This is a genomic window from Akkermansia sp. N21116 (genome assembly GCF_029854705.2).
Classification (GTDB): domain Bacteria; phylum Verrucomicrobiota; class Verrucomicrobiia; order Verrucomicrobiales; family Akkermansiaceae; genus Akkermansia.
Map to the genome: position 1 here is coordinate 485,422 of NZ_CP139035.1, position 22,970 is coordinate 508,391.

A 22,970-nucleotide genomic window follows, 5' to 3' on the forward strand; every position below is an offset into this window, starting at 1 on the left:
ATTTATTCAGTGAATTTTATACTGCGTCTTTCCCAGTACGCGGCCAATGCTTTCTCTACACCTTTGCTCAAAGCCTTAATCGCTTTATTTGACAGAGTTGGCGCGTTGTTATGAAACATAAAATATCCGGCAACAACAGAAAGCACTAATCCACCAGTAATGGCGATTAGAGGGATCGTCACAGATGTACCCACAAAAAAGGCAGTAATAGCTGCAAGAACACCTGTCCCCCACCCTAGGGCACTTCCTACTCCGGCCAGAATACAGGCAACACCACCAGCTCCGGAAGCGAGAGAAACGGCTTGTTTGATCAATTGCTTTTTATCTTTTTTATCCGGAGCCAAAACAGCTTCTGCAAGACAACAAGCCATTTCCACTTCTTGAGGTATTTCACCAATTGAATCGATGCAATACCTCTTTACTGTCGAGCAAACCTGCCGCATATCAAGGTAGTTCAAATATTGCTGATCTTGTGGTTTGGTAGAAAGAATTTCTGATATTTCATTTTGAATGATCATATCCATATTGACGGTGATTTGATCTAGTGTCATAATAATCTTATGGTTAAGTTAATTAATATAAATTGACAAATGTAAGAAAAACAGTAATTAAAACTCTTGTCTATTTTAATTAGGATTACTTTTTTTCATCCTCATCTTGAATCTTTAAATCCGAATGTTTTTCTAGAAGTTTATTCAATAAATATTGAGCTTCTTCATTCCCTAAATTGGCCGCCTTATGATACCATTGGGAAGCCTGATCCAGATTCTGGCCAATACCGTCTCCCGTCTCATAGCACCATCCCAAATTGACTTGTGCTCTGGTAAATCTTTGCTCGGCTGCTTTCATAAGCCATGTAACGGCAGATTTCCGATCACCTGATCTCTGAAAAAAATTGGCCATTTCAAATTGGGCCTCCGGGTCTCCCTGAATTGCGGCTTTGGATATCCATTGTGCAGCTTTCAGAGAATCTTGTTGTACTCCTTTTCCGTACAAATACATCAGCCCTAAATAAACTTGTGAACGAACATAGCCTTGATTTGCCGCTTTGGTGTACCATTCAATAGATTTTGCATAATCTTGTGGTACTCCACTGAAGTCTTTAGCGAGTATCCCTGTGTCTCCGGTCCCGTTCCCTACTTCATAATAATATCCCATGTTATGTTGAGCTTGGGCTAATCCCTGCTCAGCAGCTTTCAGTGTCCACTCCACGGCAAGTTTTTGATTTTTCGGGACACCCCCTTTACCCGTGTGGTAAAAAAATCCTAAAGCATTTTGAGCAGAGATGTTTCCTAACTTCGCTGCTTTTTCATAAAGAGTGAAAGCTTTTCGTTCATCTTTTTGTACCCCATTGCCTTCTTCATAACTTTGGGCCAAGGAATATAGGGCAACAGGGTGATTCTGCGCAGCGGCTTTTTTGTACCACTTTACTGCTTCCTCCTGATTTCTTTCTACACCGTATCCGCCGGAATAAGCCTTTCCCATATGGTATTGCGCTTCAGCTTCTCCTTGCTCCGCCGCCTTACGAAATCGACTGGCAGCTTGTTTATCATCTTTTTTTGTTCCTGTACTGCCCTGCAGGAACTGGGATTCCGGATCGCCCTTGCGGGCATTCCCCTTTAAAGCGACGATATCCTGAGTATATTCCGCCGCGGCTAAACAGGGGAGGGCCATACTGAATGTCATGAGGCAACAATTCCTAACGAGAATCCACTTCATAAAAACAACGGTTTGGTATGCTTCTTATTTTCATCTATTGATTTGTGAATAAAACATTACAGCCTCTGCCCATTTTGGCGGACGATGCCCTTTCCGCCGCAGTTGATGCAGGTGTTGTTGCCGAACTTGCCGCTTCCGTTGCAAGCGGGGCATACTTTGACGCCATCGTTTTGATGGCATTTCAGGATTTCATTTGCAGACAAGTGAGTGTTCGAGGGAGACAAACTGGCATGTGCCAGCAGAGCGGAGCAGAAAACGGCTATCAAAGCCATGAGGGTGATACGGGATGTGTTCATGATGAGTCTTCTTAGATGGGATTAACGGGATACAGATTGAACCGGATGTATGGCGGCATCTCCTTCCGGAATGGGTGACTCCTCGTTGCTGATCACGATGACAATCTCCAAAAGAGCTTGTCGAAGGGTAAGATGACGAAAGGCCATGCGCTTCAGCAGATACAATCTGGCTTCGTCGCTCAGCTTCTCAAGTAGTTCGGGGATATCACACTGCATACTCGCCATACGGATATTTTTCTATATCTTTTTAGAGTGTCTTGTCAAATAGTATTATAGCTAATATGGAAGAAAAGATATTATTTTATAGAGAAATCTAGCTCTCGCCCTCTTATTCTATCCGCTTATTTCTCTGGCATTCATGGCTTGGGAGTTGACGAACAATAGCAGGAAAGCTAGTATCCCTATCATGAGTTCAGATTCCAAACCACAGATGGATTTGAAAGCCGACGTCAAGCGTTGGCTCAAGGCACGTGGGCTGGACTACAAGTGGTTGGCCGGGCAATGCTTCGTCAGTGAAGTGACCGTTTACAACTGGATGGCCAAGAAAAAGATCCCGGAGGTCAAGGAACACATCATCCGATCCTTGATGAATGATATGCCCGTCACTCTGCCGTCTGTCAAAGTAGAGACGGAATCCCGCGTAATCCTTCAGCTTCCCCCGGATGTCCAGGCGGCATTGGAACGCAGGGCGCTCGACAGCAAAATGACATTGACCGATTTTTTGGCAACAAAAATCAACGAGATTGTTCATGAAGAGGCTTCACCTGGGCCGTCTCTTGTGGACGAAATCGAACGCGAGGAATTTCCGGAAGACAAGGATTGATTCCGAGGGGGGCCATGATACATGATTGAACTATTCATTCGTCATGCATCAGGAACCAGTCTCTCTTCCACCCGGCAAAAAGGTAGGTCCTTATACCGTTGAACGTGTATTGGGCCACGGGGGAAACGGCATTGCTTATCTGGCCTATGACAAGACGCTGGATAGAAAGGTTGTCCTCAAAGAACACTATCCTCTTGGTCTTTGTACGAGGGATTCAATGACCCATTGCCTGGTTCCCCTGAATGAAGAAACGGAATGTATCTTTGCCGGATCCGTTGACCAATTCATCAGGGAAGCCCGTTTGATCGCCTCCCTGGATCATCCCTCTATCATTAAAATACACAGGGTATTCAGCCTTTCGCCTACAACCTGTTTTTATGTAATGCCTCTTCTTGAGGGAGGAACCATGCAGGATGTCATCGTCTCTGGCAAACGCATTCCGCCGGCGACAATTATCTCATGGCTTCAAACTCTGGTTTCGGCTCTCAGCTGTCTAAACCAGCATCACATCGTCCATCTGGACATCAAGCCCAGTAATATCCTCTTCACCAGGGAAGGCCAGCCCGTATTGGCGGATTTCGGAACCGCCTCCCTGCGGCCCCTGTATGGCATGGTCCATGTTCTGGCACATTCCGCGTACTCGGCTCCCGAGTTATTGACGGAAGACGCGGCTCCCGACATCCGGGCGGATCAATACTCCCTGGCAGCGTGCTTTTATGAACTGATGACCTCCTATCCTTGGAACACCATGTCCGGAAAGGTCGGTGAAGCACATGCGGGAGAGTTATTGGCATCATTGGTCCAAAAAGAGAAATCCCTGAGATGCGTAAGCTGTCTTCTTGTTCAAAACCTCTCCCTGAAGAGAGAGGAACGGTCTCTTTCGCCAGAAGCGTGGCTGACCGATATGGATCATGCCCTCCGTCGCAATCGAATACGGAAGCTCTGGAGCAGAATTCTGACGATAGCGGTCGTGATGCTCGTTACAGGGGGAGCGCTTACCTGGGGGCTTTATGAGACAGGTGTTTTGACGCAAGAAATCAGGAAAAGTCCTGAAGATCTTCTTGTCGAAGAACTGCTTCAAGATCCGGAAATCGCGGCATTCAACCGGGAATCCCGGGAATTTCATGATTACTATAGCCGCATGTTCCTCAATCTGGCCAAAAAGAAGGAGGTTTCCGTCCGGAAGACGCTGGAAACCATCAACGCCGCCAGAAACGCTGAAGAACTGGAACAAATCAGGCAGACATGGCGCAAGCAGCAACAGTTTGACAACATGACCCTGCTGGCGGCGGAACGCGTGTACGCCATCAAGGGAAAAGGACTCGCCCAGCAATATAAACACCTGACTTCACCCGCATGGTTCCAGCACTGGAAGCAGAATCATCCCGACTCCTGTTCCGACGATATCCTCCAGTCGTTGTCCCCGCAACTCCTTCCAAGGATATTCCCCCATCCCCTCCACAATCCTTCCTACCTCAGCGAAAGCCGCCTCCGCATCAACGCCGCATCCAGCAGTGTTACCCACGCTCTGGAGAAAAAGGCGCAGGAATTTGGCATCTACAAAACCTCCTATCCGGATGGTACTCCCCGCAATCCCGCTATTTCCGACAAGACAGATTTTGACGCTGCGGATTGATTGATTTTGGAGGCTTTGATGCCTTTCTCCAGAATATCTTGTGTGTTTATGGTTCTGAGCAAGGGTATTTGGAATGACAATATCTACTTTATTCCCTTGTGAGCGACGTAACAGATGCCTAAGGGTGGAAGTACCGCCCTGTTTATTCGTGTACTTCAATGGCGAGGTTCTCGGCATCCTCCTTTCTTTCATTCGCTCATTTTATGGGCATTTTTATTCGGCAGAAATAATGTCTTGCATCATTTATATAAATCAACAATATTCTCATATTCAATACTCTGCGTCAGTTAGCCCAAAAACACAGCGAACTCTTTGAACTCCTCATAACGTTTCCGGTCATAAAGAGATCAGCCTAAATACTAGTCTGATATGTGGAGGATTTTCATAGGCTAATCCAACAGTATCGCTTTCTGCATCAGCATCTGGTTATTTTGATAGAACGGCACGTCTGTGTTCCCAAGGACAGTGGGCGGCACATTTGACAGCTCAGTGAGATTATCCATCGGTACGATGACGCTCTTTGCTCCGTTTTCGGAGAGCATAGTGACCTTGTCCGCAAAATTGATCACCCGCTCGATGGCACCACCCACTGAGATATTTCCGAGCACCGCCAGACCAGCCTTGAGGTTCTTTTTGTAAAGAGCTGATACGATGGCGATGTAAACAGCGGAACCTATTCCTGATGAGATCGCAGCTCCCAGAAGGTTGGTAACCTGTATCGTAATGTCATAATTCTTCAGCGAGTGTTTATCGCTCAGAATCGTTTTTTCATTGGCCTTGATGTATTGATACGTGTTTTTGATATTTTCCTTTACTGCCGTGTTATTGACCCCGGTTATGTTCAACTTCCCAGACCCGGCGACAGCGACAGTTTCAATTCTCACCAAAGCAACGTTTTCACCGTCACTTGTACTGGTGTAACAGATTCCCGGCGGTAGCGGTGTGTTCTCGATAAGGTGTGAACCTTTTTCTTCAGGCAGGCCGATAAAGCTCTCTTCCTGGGTTTCCTTATCGATGTAGGAAAAGTTGGTATCCCAGAACTCCATACCACCAATGCGCTTCAACTGCTCTTTAACGCGACGACGCATCTCCAGAGCGATCTCAACGTACTCTTTGATGTCTTCTTTGGTGTATTCTCCATCTGGGTGCATTAGCTTGATCAATCCGGAAACAGTTTTTTTAACCGGCTTTGTATCACGCTGTTTAAGATGAGCACCAAGGGTGTAATATTTTTCAATCGCATCAGTATAGGTAACCCGCCTCAACGACTTGAGAGCTTCCGAAAAGTAGTCCGTGCTAAATCCAAAGCTGGAAGTAAAGTGCTTGGGTGAGAACTTGATCATTTCCCAGCCAGGCAGATAAAAATGGATACGATCGAGGAAGGCGGTATCGCTGTTAACCTCATCGGATAGCGGGCTGAACAGGTGCGAAGTTTGCAAAACCGTTTCAACCGGTTGATTGATATTTCCATTTAGAATGATGGAGGCGACACCTGTAATTTCACCACCAGCACCGGCACGGGAGAATGATCCCGATTCCATGTAGTCCTTCATGAGAGGAACGGCATCTCTATCTTTGAAAATCTTGTCGGTAGCCTCATCAAAGCAGATGGCATCCCATTGTCCAACTGCACCGACTTTGCCAGTTGAGCCATGAACGAAAAGTTTGGCGACAGTTGCTTGGCCACCAGAGATCAAAACAGCGTAAGGTGTGAGCTCTTTAAAGACAAACGACTTACCCGTAGAGCGTGGCCCGAGCTCAATGAAATTGAAGTTTGATTCAACCATTGGGAGTAGCCGGGAAAGCAGGAGCATCTTGATACGGTCAGTGACACCTTCTGCACTTGGCTCATAGCCGCAGCTTCGTAACAGGATGTCAAGCCATTCACTTTTTGTGAATTCCTTGCGTTTATTGATGATCTTACTATTATCAAAGCTGGAGAGCTGGATCGGCTTAATCTCAGTAATTACAAACGGGAAGATATTCTGACCAATCTTTATGTTGGGATCATACTCCACATCAATAATCGCCCAGATGCCACCCATCAGCATTTTTTCATGCTGTTTTACCAATCCATCGCTGATGTTTCCGTTTTTGATGTTACTGTTCTGTAGTTTTGCCCAGTAAATGTCCTTTTTAGAATCCAACTCGACGGAAATTTTGTCGATGATCTTGTAACGGCCTTTCTCACGAATCTTTGAATGAATCAGAGAGCTCTCTTCCGGATTCACATAATGTTCGCTGAGAACCTTTTTAACGTTCTCCATGCCGATGCGGATTTTTTCTTCATCATCCGTGGAGCACGAGTTGGCAATCAGATATTCCAGAACAAATACCGGCACATTGGCCCCAACCTTCACGGTGCGGACAAGGTCTTTCTTGACCACGTATCCCCGGAAGTGCTCCAGAAGTTTTATGTCTAAGTCATTCAATACTGCCATAATCAGTTCCTTATCATTAGAGAAGCCCGCCTAAATCTCTGTCTTTATTTTGTTTCACAACGGCTCGGTCGAGCTGCTGCTTGGTGGCAGCATCCAGAAGGTGGACTTCTAGTTCCGAATGGCCATCAAACGTATATTCTTTGGTAACCCGCTCATTCCGTTGAATGGTAAACACATCACTTTTATTGACCTGCGCCTTGTTGGCAAAGAAGACCAGATAGACTTTCCGATCCATGGAGAACAAATCACCAGCCCCCTTGTCGGCCTGAATCTTGATTGAAAACAGTTCGCCGGTGACATCTTTCAAATCCCCTTTGTTTTCAATCGATACAGACAATAACGCCGCTGATGCTCCGGATCGTTCCCAGCAGAAGTACGGTGTCACCAGCTCCTGAGGGGATACACCACCATGGGAGAAGCCGTACACCCCCGGAGTCTTGAATGGGTTAATATTCTTTGCAAAATACAGGTAGTCGAATTGCCTGTAGCTCTTTTCTGCTTCTATCAGCCCGGGAGTCAGATCAACTTGCTTGGTTTCTGTGCGGATATAGCGTTCTGCCTTGTCAAAATTACCCTTCAGTGAAACAGAAATTTTATCCGCGTCATTCAGCAATCCGGTCAGTACGAAACCGTGATCCGTTATCAAATAGACCTTGGCATAACCACTGGCCAAAAGAAGTGTGATCTTTTCGGCAAAGAAATCGATGGTCTCCGGGAAATACTTCAGCGCCTTCTGCTGAAGCTTTTCACCCATGTCATCGATGTCTTTATAGGTGCAAATTAAAACCTGCCCGGGTCGAGCCTCTTCGGTAACTTCATCCAACCGAATAAAATCGATGCTGACATTAGGGTTCTGTGCGGCCAGATATTTCTCACGGTTACTCTGGACTGCTTCAGTAACTCCATTGGCCATATAGATGCGGCTCATGTTGTTTTCGGTTTCCGAAGGGATATCTGCAAGGATTGAATCCTTCTTGAGGTTGGTAGTCCCTTTAACCTTTGCAGAGACCAGTTCCGCAATTTCATAGGCGACACCATCTCCGACAATAACGGCTGTCTTCAAGCCGTTAGCATCATCGATAATCCGCTGCAGGGTTCCGGTCTGAGTTTCTTTGTAGCCGCTCCAGTGCTTAAACCATTTTTCGAGGAAGACAGAGACGTGCTCCTTGTATAGCTCCTGAAATGGCTCCAAGAGCTCTTTCTTGTTCAGGAACTCCGCGTAAAGGTTGCGAATGGCTGTATCAAGTTTATAGAAATGCTTTTTGTAAAACTCAACGCACTCACTGAAAGAACTCAGATAGGCGATGTCTTTCGGGTCGAATTCCAGCAGTGCAATCACATCACACCAAAAACGAATACCAAGGGCTTGTGCCTGTCTGTTTTGATTTCGTTGCCGCAATTTGGCAAGCGTATGCGGTACTGATGCTTTATCAGAAATGTTCTTACCGATTTCGGCCAGCCACCGTTCATCCACCTGCCGGAAGGGATGATGGATACTGACATTCCATATATCCAGATCAGACCCAAGCGTGTAACTGTCAAGGTATCCATTGAATGAATCGCGATAGGTCACCGAGTCGAGCCAGCCTTTATAGACCGATTCAAGGATTTTATCGCAGTTACCATTGGCCAAGCCGTCGAGCATGGCCTTCACCACTTCACCGGCCAGCGTAGACGCAGGCTTGTTCAGATAATCCTGCCCAAGCAGTTCATTGACTTTGCGGTAAAAAGTCTCCCTGAGTTGTATGTCATACTTCTCTTTTGAGTAGCTTTCGGGATCATGCACAAACGGCAACAGCTCTTTGTTCAGGTCGAATATTTCGGTTGCGCCCTTGTGACTGAGATCCATCCAATAGGTGCGGTCTTGGTCGACACTGACTTTGGCTGCAGCAATCATCTCTTCCTTGGGAAGGTTGATGTTCAGGTTCAGGGTCTGATGGACCTTGTCTTTGATATAGTTCTGCAGATAACGGATCTCCAGGCATCCGCAGGTCTCGCAATATTCCCGAATGAACTTAAGATCATCCTTTTTTAAGCGGGTATAAATGAGGAAGCGTTCGTGGCTGGGTTGCACCTTTTCAACGAGATACTTTACATGCAGTTCCTCCAGCTCGGAGTTTGCCTTTTGAATAGTGTATTCCGCTCCAAGGGTCTTCAGCAAAAACTCAGCATCGCCGGATTCATCGATAAACACAGCAACAGTGTGTTGCTCGTATATATCCCGAAGGTCATTTTTGAACCATATATCAATCATCACGAAGACCCTTATATTTTGGTGGAAGCATACCCTTTGGCCTGCAGGAGTTTACGGTTTCCATATTTTGTAAATCTCCTTACGACGGTTGAACGCCTCTTGCCCACCTTCCATTATGTTTACAATCGTTTTCTGGGTGTCTTGGGCGTCAACACTCCCACTTTGTACGGTCACTTTTTCATCCATGAATGAACAGGCATGCACCAATTCGGCATCCCCTAAAACGGGAATGTTGGGGTTGTGAGTGGCGAAAATGAATTGAACCCCGGGCTTCATGTCACGAATCAGTTTGATGACGTCTTCATATATCGTCTGGTTGTCCAGATCGTCCTCAGGCTGATCGATGATAATGACGTCATTCTCTTTGAGGCTGAGAACGAAAAGAATCAGCGCAGAAGCTCGCTGTCCCAAAGAGTGGTGCTGCAACTCCTTGCCACGATATTTGATGATAAATTTGTTTGGCACCTGATACGTCAGAGCCGATTCAAGGTTGGCTAAAAAACGATCCGTGAAAAGTTGTGGGTTGCTGCCAAAGTACTGCTTTGCAGTTTCCATATCTTTGTATATGGACGCGAAGTCAGAATACTGGCTGGCAATCCCTTGGAAAGTTGTGTCTCTGAGACCACTTCCTTTACAGTATTCTTTCATCGTATCTACAAAGTGCGCCTTATCGCCTTTGTAGTTGGAATCGATGGTAATTGAGGACGACTCTTTTTCGATCTTTTCCAGCTCGGATTTGATCAGCAAAAACTCTTCATGCCATAGGTCGTTTAGCGCTTTAACCTCTTTGAGCAAGGTTTCTTGATACCCGACAAATTCGTTTTTCTGTTTCTGGAGCTCATCGATCCGGGTGACTGCTTTTGAGCGTTTGGTCTTCAGTGCTAAAAACTCTTCAGAGCTGATATTGGTATTCCCGGCTTCTTTCAGCTCTTCACTCAGTTTTCTTTCGATCTCAGCAAACTCATCAACCATCCCCTTGCGGATTGCTTTCATCTCTGTTTGAAGATCGGTCAGCTGTTTTTGGACAGCGGGATTGTCCTGCTCCCAAACCTTCAATTGCGCAATCAAGGAAAGATATTTGGTTTCCAGAATGGTCTTCAGCTTCTCAAACAATTCAGCATTGTGCTTGGACACATAATCCTTTTGGGAGGACAAAGTGCTTTCATGGCCGGTAGATATATTGCTGATATCCTGAGAGAAACGATCAATCGCGTCAATTGTCGCATCGATCTGTTTTACATCCGAATCGAAGTCGAGTCGCTTTTGGAGCTTCTCTTCAACTTTGTGGTCTGCATAAAATTTCAGTTGATGGTCGGCATCCTTCATGATGTCGTTCTGTTCCTTTATCTGGTCATCCAATTCCAATCCGCTGATGAGGTTGCGGACGGCATCAATAACCTTTACCTTTTGAGTAGATATCTTTTGCAGAACCTCATCCCGCTTCGACCCCAACAGCTTGTTTACCAAGTCCTTTTCAAAACCTTCCCCGGTACTGGATAGATCTTTCTGACCAAAGTATATGGGCTTTCTGAGAATAGATTCCCTTATTGCCACCCCCTGCAGAAGCTGACCGCTATCTTCGACGCTGGTATCCTCGCCATAAACCTTCGAAATTGTGTAAGCCTTGCCATGACGGTCGACGACATCCATCTCAATCTTGCCGCCACTTCCCATGGTGTATTTGACAAGACCTTCTTTGTATTTCTTGTCGCCAGACTTTTCACCGACAGGAATTTCCAGCACATAGCGTATCACCTCAAGAATTGAAGATTTTCCGCTACCTCGAATTCCAATCATGGTGTTGAGTTCGGGAGAAAAATGGATCTGCTTTCCTGCTAAGGTGCCACCGATAAAGCGGATATTTTGAATGCGGGAGTGCCCGTGCTGAACAGGATCGGTTGCAACACGGCTATCCTTGTCCACAAGGGCAAATTTTACGGCATCAAAGGAGAAGGCTCCCAGCTTGAGATAGCACGACTTTTCGTTGCCTATGTCTTCGATGGATTTACAGTCAGAGCCTTCAAGTTCTGCTGGATACCATCCACCAAGCCAGTCTTTTATCTTGGTTCTGCAAACCTTATCTGATTTGTCATGTGTTCGGACCTTCTGAAACCCAAGAGTCCTGCTGCGTACTGTTTCATATCTTTTATTCTTAAAATCACCGAGCTTTCCTCCGCCCATTTCATACCACAACCCACTTTTCTGTTCTACATGGGCAAAAATGAGGAAGTAGTCACGGCCTGTTTTCTCCAATTCTTCAACAACCTGTAGTATGTTCTTGTCGCTTCTTCCATTTTCATTCTGGTACTCTGATTCAGCTTTCCCGGGGAACATGGTAGTAATGAAGGGCGATATGTAATCATTACCGTTTTCCAGCCATTGATCACTAAAGACAATCAATGTATGAACGCCGTTTGAGCCATCATTTACGGACAATTCAACCCCCGGAAGCAGGCAGATTTCCTTTTTAGAAGCCGTCTTCTTTAGGGACTTGAATTCAGCCGTATCAAACTTGTTATGATTGGCAATTACGCCGAGTCTGATCTGGGCCTTTTCCAGCCCTTCAACATAATTCGAGAAGTAGTAATCCTCACTGTCAGAATACTTGAACTCCTTGTCCGCTTTTGTATGGAGATGAAAATCGGCCCGGAGCCATGTCGCGCCGGATCGAAAAACTTCATATTCCTTTTGTTCTGTAGACATGATCAGCTCTCCTACCAGTCCGCGTTGAGGTACTTTTTGAGTTGTCCTGCATTGAGCACCTCGTAAGGGATCATCTTCTTTTTCTGCAGGGGAGCGATGTTTTTGCCGACGCCATCATCCAGAATTGGGTTGTAGCCTTCGGCCAGCAACTCATCGATCTTGGCTTTGAAGGCTTCGATCTCTTTGAGCTGGCGGAAGATGCGGTCCTTTTCATTCTGGGCATCGGCGCTTTCATTGCCGGAGAGGTCGCTCTGACGGTTGACCAGTGATCGCTCCCGGTGCTCGATATAGACCGAGCGCAGGCGCATCAGCTTGTCGCGGCTCCATTTGTAAATGATGATGTAGCAGTCAAAGCCCTGTTCCGGCCCGCTGGAGAGATGCCAGATAAACGGCGTCTTGGGCAGGTACATAAACAGGTTCAGATGGTCGGAGAGCTCCGCAAAGAAATATTTGTTCAGATACTCATGGATCGAGCGACCAAGGACCGAATCGAAGCTGGAGTACTGTGCCGAGCTGAAGCCTTTTTCACGGAATTTTTCCTCGATGCGGTCCAGCAGCACCTTTTCCCCGGCATTAGGCACCAGCGGGATAATGCCGTCTTCATCCTCCATGAGGATTTCCCGAACCATATCGGCCAGAAACTCCATGGCCAGCGTATGCATCCGCTGCTGCGGGATTACATTGCTCTGCTTGAACCAGTACCACACGTTGATTGGATTGATCTGATGGCGAATACAGAACTCCTCCAGATCGTTGTTGTTCTGATAGAGGTTTCCAAATCCGTTTTCAATGGCATCTCGTTCTTCTGCGGTAAACTTTTTGATAGGTAGGGCTTCTATAAACGCCCGAATAGCATCAATAGGGAATTCTTTGGTTACCTCTGTTTCAGCCAAATAAGAATCCCGAGCTTCGGAGCTAACTGGTAGACCACCGATGCTTACACCTTCTTTGGCCAGGACCATCGCTTTGTCATGTTCAGTTAGGTCATAGATCTCGAATATCTTTTCATTGATGATAGTCTCGTTGATGAGGATCTGTGCTCGGAAATGATTCTCACGATTTAACGACCTATTAACTGAAGACTTCCAGTCGCCATTTTTGAGCGACAAAAGAGGGCTTGTTGTAAATTCTCCATCAAACAATTCTGTTGCACGTATCGCTGTAGCTATTGAAACGTTTCTTTGTGATAAAAACTCAATTAGGTTTTCATGAGTTGAATCTGGAATTGCGAAAGGAACCCTTTCAACGTCGCCAACTTGCTTGTTTACCGTCGGATTTAAACATTCAATTACATACTTTGAAAATGGCGAATTGAAAAACGCCAGTATGTATGAATTATTCTTGTATTTGTTTATAGGGAATATCGAGCTACCGCCGACATCGAAGATACATCCTTTTGGTAACAGTCTGTATGAAGGTCCCTTAGATCCAGATGCGGAGTATGTTATACCTTCTTTAAAATAGACGGCTTCGTTTTGCGGACGGGATTTTTGTTTTCCTTTATCATCAGTATAATTTTTTATGTCTCGCCCATCTGACTTCCAGTTAACCATAAGCCATAAATTGCCGGACCACTTCTTGTATGGTCCTCCTTTGGCATAGTATACCCAGTCATCGTTATTAATATTCTTATCAGAGGAAGATAGTTCCCACCAAAATCTTAAAAATCGGTTATTGTTAGCTGTTGCCAGTCCTTGGCAATTTTTCAGAAGGTCTTTTACGGATTCTTTTTTGAATTTCTCCCGGAACTCGTCAGATATCCAGTAGATGAAGGGCCAAGATTTGATGACCTTTAGCTTGGACTGAGGGAGGGTGTAGTTATGCTCATTTTCAGTGTCACTGATATGGTCATCAAGGGCCTGTAGGCAGAAATCCTTTTTATATTTTTCATTTGGAGTTCGCGTGTACTGATCCAGAGATACGAACCAAGCATCTCGGCCTTTCGATGATCCTTTTTCCAACACATAAAAAGCAGGGTCGACCATGATCGCCCCGAATAGATTGCTTAAGCTATAATCGACAAAAACATTGATATGTGTTTTATCGATCATGAATTTTCGGACATCCTCAAATGTTTTGATAAACATGAATGTTCGAGGATGTATCATTGCAACCTTGCCATGCTCTCCGGACAACTCGAAACACCGCTTGATGAAGGTGGCGTAGAGGTTCGTGTGGAATTTGTACGGCTTCTTATAGTTGTCCTCAATAAACTCCTTAAGCTCTGGACCAAAATCACCACTGTCCGTATAGGGCGGATTTGCCGTGGCCACATCGTACTCGGTGGTGAGTAGTTCAAGGAAGGTGATAGCATCCCGAGTCTTGCTGGTTAGGAAAGTGCTGCCCTGAGCCTGAGCGTATTGCTCGACCGCTGTTTTCAAGTTTGTGAAGAAAGTCGCGGCAAAGTCCTTGTACGCCGCAATCTCCATGGCGGTAAACAACTCCGGCTGAGCTGAGCTCTGTTTGGCTTCCAGCATCTTCAGTTTGGCTTTGATCTTTTCGTCGAGACGAATGAGTGAGCCGAACTTGTAGGCATACTGCAGGTCGTTCCAGATCTCGGCAATCAGCTCCTGCTGGCTTTTGTCCAGCGTGGTGCCTTCGGTAAAGATGTGCTCAACGGCTTCATATTCCGGCAGGTAAAAATCGGAAGAAACCACGTTGAAGGCCAGTTCGCCAATGGTGCGGCGCTTCTTCTTGGCCTTGATAAACAGCCCGAGCTGGGCCAGCTGAACCGCCCGGTCATCCAGATCGATGCCGTGCAGGTTGTTTTCGATAATCAGCTTGGGGATCTCTTTTTCGTCGTAATCCGCGCCGTAATTATCGATCTGATCAACATAGAGCTCATAGAAGAAATCAAAGGCATAAAGCAGGAAGTTGCCCGATCCGCACGCCGGGTCAATGGCTTTGACCTTATACATCGGTTTAGGCTTCCGCTCCTGTGTCTGCGGTGCGTTGGCAATCTTGTAGCGACGCTTAATCTCGGAATCCGGATACATTTCCAGATAGAGTTTCCCCAGTGAGTTTTCCACCAGAAACTGGACTACCCAGCGAGGTGTATAGACCTGTGACTGCAGGGACACCTTGTTGTATTCGGTCTTGTCGCCGCTGTCTTTGTGAGCCTTTTTCTTGACGTTGTTGTAGCTCTCATACATCCAGCCGAGCACATCGTCGCTCTGCCAGATGTCGCTGCCCACCTGGCTATCCTTTTCCACCGCGTTAAAGGCATCGATGATCTCATTGAGACTGATGGCATCGGGCAGCAAGGCATAGGGATAGGCTTTGCTGTAAAGCGGAAGCGTCTCACCCAGTTCGTCAAAAGCGGTCTTCAGGTATTCACGGATACCTTCCAGCTCTTCCGAACGCATGTGAGGGTTCATTTCCAGCCATGCCTTATGGCCGAAAGAGCGGTCCCCGTGCTCCGGCTGTTTGGTCAGAACCGGCGGAAACAATGCGGCAGCCTCCATGACTTTGACGGCTGCCAGTCGGTTAAACAGGGTAAAGGTAAGTTCATCGATGAGTTTTTCCCGGGCGTGTTCGTAATCGCCGGTTTCCCCGATATGGTTTTCAAGCATCTCCTCGAAGCGCAGCCGTTTGGGCCTGACATCTCCAGGGAGTTTTTCGATGTCCAGCTGCTTGGTTTTACCGATCCCCAGCCGGGCGAAATGTTTATCAAAAGCCGCCTCAATGAGGTCTCGGAGCTTATCTACATGTTCTGGTAATTTCATCTGCTAACATCCTGTCATAAAGTTTCTATATCCAGCTCGATCTCTTCATCCGGTCTGGCAGCGGCCAGTGACGTGAGCTGAGACGTAAGGAGCGATTTGTATTTCTGTACCGTCATGACCTTGCTGGTCACCTGAAAGTGTACTTTGCGCGGTTTCTTAGGAGCCGGAGGCTGATCCGGAGAACCGCCCCCAGTATCCGGTTCCGGTTTGGGTGCTTCGGCAATAAATCCGCTTTGAAGAATCAGGAGCTCGTTATCCTTGGTGGGAGCCAGCGCCGTGTAGTTCAGAATATCCGAAAGTGAGTAGCCGCAGTTTTTACAGGTGATGGCATATTCCAGCACCGGTTCTTTAATGATCCGGCCCGAGCAGTAACGCTTGAGCTCGTCCAGCTTTCTCTGGTTCTGAACATTCAAGTCGGCCGGGTAGCCTTTTAAAGTCCTGAGAGCTGCATCGACTTTGCCGTTAAGCAGCTGGTATTCATGGCTCATACCGGCTGCGGCGTTCTTGATCAGCTTGTAATAGCTGTCTTTGACGATCTGCACCTGCTGCTGCAGGCTGCCAAAGTTTTTGACCATGTCCTGCTTGTACAGGCGGTTAAACTCTTCGTGTGCTTCCTTGATACTGTTGTCGGTCCGATCCGCCTTTTTGAGTTCACTCACCACCTCTTCGATGAAGCGTTTGAACTCCCTGACTTTGGAGAAGTTCTTTTTGATAAACTTCTGCGCCTTCAGGATGGTTTGGATGGCACTGGAAAACTGATCGCTGTTGGTCAGCAGGTATTCGACTTTTTCGATGTAATTGCTTTCCGTGACCTTGCCGCCATAGCTCAGTAAGGTTTGCTTTTGATTTGCGACTGTCGGGAACAAAGATTCAAATCCATCAACCGTATCACCCAGCGTTGTTAGTGCGCCGATGAAATGATCGGCCATGTGTCTGATACTGTCTGCCAGATCAAAGTCGTTGGTGTTCCAGTCCACCTTGCGCCCGGCATGGGATTCAATTTCCAGATCCATCAGCAACTGGACCGCCTGATTTTTCTGGGCGGCAGTCAGCGTGGCGGTAATGGATTTAAACGATGCAGACTTGAACTTGGTGGCATTGGTAAAGGCTTCCTGAATGCCGCTCTGCTCATGGGAGAACCAAGTATCCCCATTGTATTTGACTGACAGGCGACCGGCACGCAAGAGCGCGGCTAAGGTTGAAACGATAGTTCCGAAAGAATAGCCCCACGGTGCGCCGGAAAGGTCAGATTCGAGTGTGCGGCCGTCAACGTAGCGGCTCTTGATCTTGGCATTGATCTCTTCAACCACTTTCAGGTGATCGCCGGTAAAGTTGCCGTGGCTGTCGAAAAATTTGAAGTCATCTCCGGAAAACAAGCGGCTCAAGCCTTCCCTACGAGTGCTGAAAATTTTGGATACCAGACTTTCAGACAGACCGGAGGCCAGACGCTTTGTATAAATGTTTTTGATGAGCTTTCGCTGCAATTCGCTAATGGTGCCTTTGAAGGTATCCGCGTTGAGCAGGTTCTCATCAAACATGTAGATCAACGAGGCATTGCGATATGCCTTTTCAATTTTGACCCGGAGTTCCTTTTCCTTCTCTTCCCGGATAATGGAAAAGTCACGGATGATCTGCCGCTTGGCCGGATCTGACTCATTGGAGTATTTCTCTTCCATGTAGGAGTAGCGACTGACTTCACCAATCAATTTGTCGATCAGGGTGAACTCTTTGTTGTCCGGCACCAGTGTGATGAGATCCTTCTGATACTGGGTCTCCAGCTTGAGGTTCTCAATGAAGTCCTGCCGATTCTCACTGATATTAAAAAGGCTGTAGACCGTCAGTTTCAGCTGCTTGCTGCCCGGACCTGTCAGCTCGTCATCCTGATCAGACAGGACGCTGAATTTAAAACTGTCCGTGCCATCATTGAAGGTAGCCACCGGAGTAAACAGTTTGTAGTCCTTGATGCAGTTGATCAGTGAGCGTTTTTTGCTGAAAAGCTCGACATCAAAGTCCTTCATCTCCTCAAGGAGCTTGCCCTCAAGATCGGATGTTATTTTGTAGTTGTTGTTCGAAAGCAGAAGCACCTTGGCTTCAAGCAGCAATGCAAGCGCCTCCTCAATGACCGGTTTGACATCGTAGTAGGTGGTAATGTCCGAGATGTAGCTCTTGGTTATATTTTCCACGGTCGGCGACACAACTTCGGAATCTGCCAACAAGTGAATGGTCTTCAGCAGCTTTTCACCGTCGACGGTGCTGCCTCGCTCGTTCAAAATCTTCTTGGCTGTATCGTATTTGTTAACCAGCCCGATTGGAGGTGCTGTTTGTGCCTCTGTGCAGATTGCGTATCCCGGGGTGAAGCTGTAGAGCTCTTTTTCCCGCATCTGTTTCCGGAGCACGTCAAACGTGGTGATGATCATTCCACGAGCGGCAATCTGAGTGGCCACCAGCGCATTGGAGCTGAATAAAAATTTCTGCAGAATATCGAACTGGTATTTGTGGAACGGATAGTAGGTTGCAAACTCGTCCGCATCGGCCGTCTTGGTCGGAAAGGATGATTTCAGGTTTGTGGCATCCGATACGAGCCCTTCATTTTTCTTGTGGTAATCCGCAAGCTGCTTGTGACCGGCATCTGTTTTATGGAGCAATCGGGAGCGGATGATGACATCCACCTCTGTGGATTCAAGATGTACCTTGGTCTTGAAACGGTCGGTTACCTTGGTCAGCTGGCTGCGATTCACATTGGCATTATTGATGACATCATCGAGCTTTTCCTGAGCAATGGCGATGGTCCAGACCTTGTTGCTGATGCTCGAAAGTGCTTCACTGATGCCTTCCAGATCGAGTAGCGTGAACTTTTTCTGACTGATCGCTTCGCTGGCTTCGTCAAAGACAAAGACAAGCGTTTCATCCGGTCTGGCTTTCAGATACTTCTCAAGTTCAGCTTTAAATTTGCTTGCCGAGAAGTCCTCAATGGCGGAACTGTATACTTTCTGGGTATCGGCATAGTCGGCTTCACTGTATCCCATCTCAGCGAACACCTTTCGCATAACCCTTGCGACCAGACGGTTGCTGGTCTTCAGCTCATCCCATTCCTGCCCCTCAAGGGACTTGGCTTTGCCTTTGAATTCATCGAGTTTGCCATCAATGAAGAGATCAAACTCCATGTAGCCATAGATGTCATCCCGGAAGCCAAGGTTTTTCAGAAGGTTGGCGAAAAGAGTAAACGCCAGTCCTCTGTCTGTGTTTTGCTTGGCCACGTCGAGGAATACAACCCTACTGTTAATTGCTTCGAGGTTGCGGATGGAGTTTTCAATGAGGCTCTCGTCTGAAACGCCTTTCAGCCTTGGAATAAAGCGCTCCCGGGCTGGCGTTCCGTTGATGGTGGGATTGTCGATGATGTATCCAAGCATCTTGCCGAAATAGGATTTCCCGGAACCGTAAAAGCCGGACAGCCAGACGCCCGTTTCTTTGATGTTAGAGGTAAACTGGTTGGTGAAATTGTATAGGTGCCGACCAATTCCCTCGGTCACGATATAGGATTCAATTTCCTGCTGGATTTCCAGTTCAGAGCGATCCTCCAGGTCGATTACATTTTTAATATCTTCCTGAAGATCCAGAGTCAGAATTTCGTTTATTTTTGTCATGTACAGCCCCTTATTTCACCAACGTGCAGCGATACTTCGATGCAGGTTTGAAGTTCAAAAAGTAAATGTTGTCGTCCTCAATTTTTGACGGGTAAAAAATCACCAGAGGATGAGGCAGGTTCATGACGGCCTTATGCTCCATGATGTTTACGTTTTCGATCCCTGTTCCAAAGAGGCAACCGGTTCTTATGAGAAATGGAATTTTGTCGTCGCGACAGGCGTTCTCAATTTCACTGATAATCAGGTCAAAAAGATCCGGTGTGGGATCGTCCGATCGAAAAATAAGGTGAGGAGTATTTTTGAAATCATTGTAATACTCACTGAACGAATCCCAGCCATCCTCATCAATAAACTGAACCAGCAATTTACTGACATCGATAAATGATGCGTTGTCCACATAGAGCTCTTTGGCTTTCTCTATGTATTGCTGTTCTTCGTCTGGGGGATATGAAAACAGAATGCTATTCCCGCCATTCGCCTGACGTCTCAATTGATCTTGGTTTGCTATGTGAAACTTCAGATCAGTAAATTTCTGCTGATGATCAGTTATATAAGGCATCGCAAATTCCTTTATAGCTATGGGTTAGTTCGATGTTCAAAGCGACACCGTTAAAATTCATATTGAAAAAGCCTTTAAGGGAGAACTTTTTCAGCCGATCCTGAACATCTCCCGACGGAACAAAGCTAATGGGCAGCAATTCATTTGTCAGGATATTACTGGCATTTGAAGAGAGTAACTTCGCAAAATAGAGGAAGAGCACCTGCGCTTCCGAGGACGGTCTGATGTGCTTGAATGATTTGACTCTCCCGGGGCTCAGGAATCCGAGCTTGCTCATCAGATTCAAATATTTGGTCGAAAGCGTGTTGATCGTATTTTCAGACCAGCTTATTCCCAGCGATTCATTCTGCCGCAGAAATTCTTTTAGATACGCGGTAATGTCGTCTTTAGATATGCTGGCGCGGCCTGAGTAGTAGGTCTTGGCAAAAACACGAGAGGAGATCTCTCTGAATAACCTGTTGTTCAGAGCGAATTGCCAAAACAGAACCAGCTCTTTGTCCTGCAGGGGCACACGCTCGGTGAAGATCCCCTGAACGAGATCCTGATGCTTTTCACCCTTAAATTGCAGGAAAGCCTTTCGAACCTCTCGCTCAATCCTTGTGCGGCTCTTTTCTGTACGAAGGTTAAATTCATTACGTTGATTGACGAGTTCTTTTAACGAGTCAGATTGATTGAAATGAGAATCTATGGCTTTAAAAATGACACTACAATCCTTCAGGCCACCAATCACATTGATGGCGGTATTATAAGTTCCAAGGGCTGTTGTGTTATTTGGTCGTTCCATTGATTACTGTTCATCCCTTTCCGGCTTGTCCTTTGCGCCACCAGAGTAGTCCCATTCATCTACCTAGTTTTGCTTGAACATCCATTGATGTCCTACCCGGTTGGCCCGGCATATCTCGTTGCTCACATTGAGATATTTGCAAATGTCATCAACTGTAGGCCATCGTTCTTCCATGGTAATCTTTTTGTGTAAGGAGAGAATGATCCACGTAATGAAAAACAGTTTATGAAAAATGTCTCCAGTTGCAAGAAGCAATCCCGGTTCTGTACCTGTTTCTGCCTGTAAAATACAATGGGATGGTATTTCTCATAGGACGCTATAGCTAAAAAAGAGGAGTCGATTCGACTGCCTCTTGAGCGCCTTCCTCAGACAGCATGTCGTCTTGGAAGGCATATCTCATCGTTGGGCGATGAGGTTGTAAATGGCTTGCAGCAGCTGGGCGAGGATCATGGAATCAGCGGGGTGGATGTTGAGACCAGGGATATTCCTCTTCTTCCTCGTCAAAGGAAGAAGGTCGATATTCGTTCCTCTGCTTGTTCCGGATGAACTCGCCAACCTTGTCGGAAGCATAGCCCAGCAGGATGCGGGTGAGTTCGAACAGGATGATTTTGATCATGGACATGGCGACTGTGGGTGAGTAACGGCGTCGATGAGGATTTGTTCCAATGCCTGGACAATGGCCTCGGCGCCTTTTTTGTACACGACGACAGCAAGCAGTTTTCCATTGTGATGGAGTACTGCCCAGTAACGCGTGTCCTTGTATTTGACGATGTGGTACATGGTTCCGGTGTCTGGAGGGATGTCTCTTCAAAAGAGGCAGAACCACAAAAGCAGTCCTGCCGTCATCAAGCCGAAAGCCAGCACAATTCCCCATTTGAGTATGGCGAACAGCCACGGGAACAGGAACCAGCCGGCGACGGTTACGAGAAGGAAAGTCAGCATACGGATGAGGGGTGATGGTGATCTTCCTGTTTGGGAACTGTCCGGGAACAGGTTGATGCCGAAGGGTTCCTGCCGGCCAGCCGAATATTGCCCAGGTAGGAGGCCCATTCCAGCAAGGCTATTCGTCCGTCCCAGGTAGGGTGCCAGGTGCGGGGGAAGACGAAGGGATCGTCTTCCCCCGTTTGGCAGACGAGCAGTCCACGGCGTTCCAGCAGGCGAATGATTTGCCTGACCCGCCCCCGTTCTTCCGAGTGGAAGGAGCCGATCAGTTCATCGCTCGTTTGTCCGGATACGGATTGAGCCAGGATCAGGACGGCGGCTTGCGCTCCTGTCAATGAGTAGGATGAATCCATGAGATGTTTCCTTTCCTGTTGTCTTTTTTTATTACACTCAGGCGATCAGGCCGCAGACGGAATCGCACAGGCCGTGCAGAGCCTGGCTCCGTTTGGCTGCCACATGCGGGTTGACGGCCTTGAACTGCTCCGTGAAGGCGTTGAACAGACTCCAGACGGTACGGGGTCTGAATTCTTCATGAAGCGGCTCCCGCCAGTACCTGATGACTTCCGGCAGGACGGTCGGCGTGATAGCCCGGCAGTCGACCGCCCGGATCAGAAGATCATGAGCGGCCTTGTCGGTCAGTCTCTGTCTTTTATAGGCGGCGATCCGTTCGTCTTCTCGATGGAATTGTTCCCCAAGCCGTCCGACAGCCCGGGAGGTCATGAAGCGCAGATCCCGCACGGCGAACCTCGTATGTTTCCGGGAGAGTTTCACTTCTCCGTTGAACGCAAGGTTGTCGCAGATGAACACACGCGTTCCCATGACCAGGGAGGCCGGGAAAGTTTTGTCGTGAGAGTTGCGGATGCCGACAATCCACGAGTAGTCGCCGGGGCCGTCGTCGGGCCGCAGGATTTGGAGGACGCCAAAATACCGTTTCCCTTCATGGCTGAGGGCATGGGTGGTTTCCCCGATCCCGAAGCCGTGGGCGGCGAGCTGGGATTCCACTTCCTTCAGGAGAAAGTCGTGGGGAATCGGGAACCACGATTCCGTACAGGACGGGGTTTCCACACGGGACAGCGTTCCCCTGTCGACGACTTCGGCTCCGCAATGGAGGAGAAGCCCTTTACGGAATACGGTCGGGGGAGTGATCGGAACCGCTGCCGGTTCCGGCATAATGTTTCTCTGCTGGGGAAGAACAGCCTGTCTGTTATTTTCCAAAGGCAGGATGTGCCGGGCTGTCGCCGGATGATGAGGCAATGCGATGATATTGTTCATATTGATGATGAAATATGGGTTGAAACGAAAACACCCGCTTCCCGGTAAAGGGGAAACGGGTGTCGAGGAATGAAGGCAGAAGTTAAATGCCTGCCTTCAGGTCTATATAACGGTCAGCCGACAAGAATTGCTGTGTATCGAAAGTTTTGAATCAAAAGCACACACTTTGTGG

General features: G+C 47.3%; 18 protein-coding genes. 2 read left to right on the forward strand and 16 right to left on the reverse strand.

Annotated elements, in window-relative coordinates:
- Positions 1-2: 2 nt before the first annotated feature.
- The 4 genes from QET93_RS01880 to QET93_RS01895 all read right to left on the reverse strand — a co-directional run bounded on the left by QET93_RS01880 (position 3) and on the right by QET93_RS01895 (position 2,240).
- Positions 3-551, reverse strand: coding sequence for a hypothetical protein (locus tag QET93_RS01880; protein ID WP_280133067.1), 549 nt, complete (start codon positions 549-551; stop codon positions 3-5).
- 85 nt (positions 552-636) lie between these two features.
- A complete protein-coding gene (locus QET93_RS01885; RefSeq protein WP_280133068.1) occupies positions 637-1,686 on the reverse strand; it encodes a tetratricopeptide repeat protein in 1,050 nt (349 codons plus the stop codon).
- An 89-nt stretch (positions 1,687-1,775) separates the two neighbouring features.
- Complete coding sequence (locus QET93_RS01890) at positions 1,776-2,015, reverse strand: hypothetical protein (protein ID WP_280133069.1); 240 nt, start codon at positions 2,013-2,015, stop codon at positions 1,776-1,778.
- Between the two features lie 21 nt (positions 2,016-2,036).
- Positions 2,037-2,240: a hypothetical protein gene (locus QET93_RS01895; RefSeq protein ID WP_322190073.1), complete on the reverse strand. Its 204-nt coding sequence runs from the start codon at positions 2,238-2,240 to the stop codon at positions 2,037-2,039.
- A gap of 181 nt (positions 2,241-2,421) precedes the next feature.
- Here QET93_RS01895 and QET93_RS01900 point away from each other — a divergent pair, with 181 nt between their 5' ends.
- Together QET93_RS01900 and QET93_RS01905 are read left to right on the forward strand one after the other, a co-directional pair.
- Complete coding sequence (locus QET93_RS01900) at positions 2,422-2,838, forward strand: hypothetical protein (RefSeq protein WP_280133071.1); 417 nt, start codon at positions 2,422-2,424, stop codon at positions 2,836-2,838.
- A gap of 43 nt (positions 2,839-2,881) precedes the next feature.
- Positions 2,882-4,474, forward strand: coding sequence for a serine/threonine-protein kinase (locus QET93_RS01905; RefSeq protein WP_280133072.1), 1,593 nt, complete (start codon positions 2,882-2,884; stop codon positions 4,472-4,474).
- Between the two features lie 389 nt (positions 4,475-4,863).
- Here QET93_RS01905 and brxL read toward each other — a convergent pair whose 3' ends face one another.
- From brxL to QET93_RS01965, 12 genes are all read right to left on the reverse strand, one after another.
- Complete coding sequence (gene brxL, locus QET93_RS01910) at positions 4,864-6,915, reverse strand: protease Lon-related BREX system protein BrxL (protein WP_280133073.1); 2,052 nt, start codon at positions 6,913-6,915, stop codon at positions 4,864-4,866.
- A 16-nt stretch (positions 6,916-6,931) separates the two neighbouring features.
- The gene (locus QET93_RS01915) at positions 6,932-9,169 is read right to left on the reverse strand and encodes a PglZ domain-containing protein (RefSeq protein ID WP_280133134.1); all 2,238 of its coding nucleotides are present in this window, start codon (positions 9,167-9,169) and stop codon (positions 6,932-6,934) included.
- Between the two features lie 51 nt (positions 9,170-9,220).
- Positions 9,221-11,872: a TrlF family AAA-like ATPase gene (locus QET93_RS01920; RefSeq protein WP_280133074.1), complete on the reverse strand. Its 2,652-nt coding sequence runs from the start codon at positions 11,870-11,872 to the stop codon at positions 9,221-9,223.
- An 11-nt stretch (positions 11,873-11,883) separates the two neighbouring features.
- Entirely contained in the window at positions 11,884-15,597 is a 3,714-nt protein-coding gene (gene pglX / locus QET93_RS01925) for a BREX-1 system adenine-specific DNA-methyltransferase PglX (RefSeq protein WP_280133075.1), read from the reverse strand.
- A gap of 14 nt (positions 15,598-15,611) precedes the next feature.
- Positions 15,612-19,241, reverse strand: a complete 3,630-nt coding sequence (gene brxC, locus QET93_RS01930; protein ID WP_280133076.1) for a BREX system P-loop protein BrxC — start codon at positions 19,239-19,241, stop codon at positions 15,612-15,614.
- Positions 19,242-19,251: 10 nt separating this feature from the next.
- Positions 19,252-19,800, reverse strand: a complete 549-nt coding sequence (locus QET93_RS01935) for a hypothetical protein (protein ID WP_280133077.1) — start codon at positions 19,798-19,800, stop codon at positions 19,252-19,254.
- The gene (locus QET93_RS01940) at positions 19,784-20,584 is read right to left on the reverse strand and encodes a BrxA family protein (RefSeq protein ID WP_280133078.1); all 801 of its coding nucleotides are present in this window, start codon (positions 20,582-20,584) and stop codon (positions 19,784-19,786) included. The genes QET93_RS01935 and QET93_RS01940 overlap by 17 nt, the downstream gene beginning before the upstream one ends.
- A gap of 454 nt (positions 20,585-21,038) precedes the next feature.
- A complete protein-coding gene (locus QET93_RS01945) occupies positions 21,039-21,206 on the reverse strand; it encodes a hypothetical protein (RefSeq protein WP_280133079.1) in 168 nt (55 codons plus the stop codon).
- Positions 21,197-21,364 (reverse strand): hypothetical protein, encoded by a 168-nt coding sequence (locus tag QET93_RS01950; protein WP_280133080.1) that lies wholly within the window; start codon positions 21,362-21,364, stop codon positions 21,197-21,199. The genes QET93_RS01945 and QET93_RS01950 overlap by 10 nt, the downstream gene beginning before the upstream one ends.
- A 27-nt stretch (positions 21,365-21,391) precedes the next feature.
- The gene (locus QET93_RS01955; RefSeq protein WP_280133081.1) at positions 21,392-21,526 is read right to left on the reverse strand and encodes a hypothetical protein; all 135 of its coding nucleotides are present in this window, start codon (positions 21,524-21,526) and stop codon (positions 21,392-21,394) included.
- Positions 21,520-21,879: a hypothetical protein gene (locus QET93_RS01960; RefSeq protein ID WP_280133082.1), complete on the reverse strand. Its 360-nt coding sequence runs from the start codon at positions 21,877-21,879 to the stop codon at positions 21,520-21,522. The genes QET93_RS01955 and QET93_RS01960 overlap by 7 nt, the downstream gene beginning before the upstream one ends.
- Positions 21,880-21,916: 37 nt before the next feature.
- Positions 21,917-22,798 (reverse strand): DUF932 domain-containing protein, encoded by an 882-nt coding sequence (locus QET93_RS01965; protein ID WP_280133083.1) that lies wholly within the window; start codon positions 22,796-22,798, stop codon positions 21,917-21,919.
- Between the last annotated feature and the right edge of the window lie 172 nt (positions 22,799-22,970).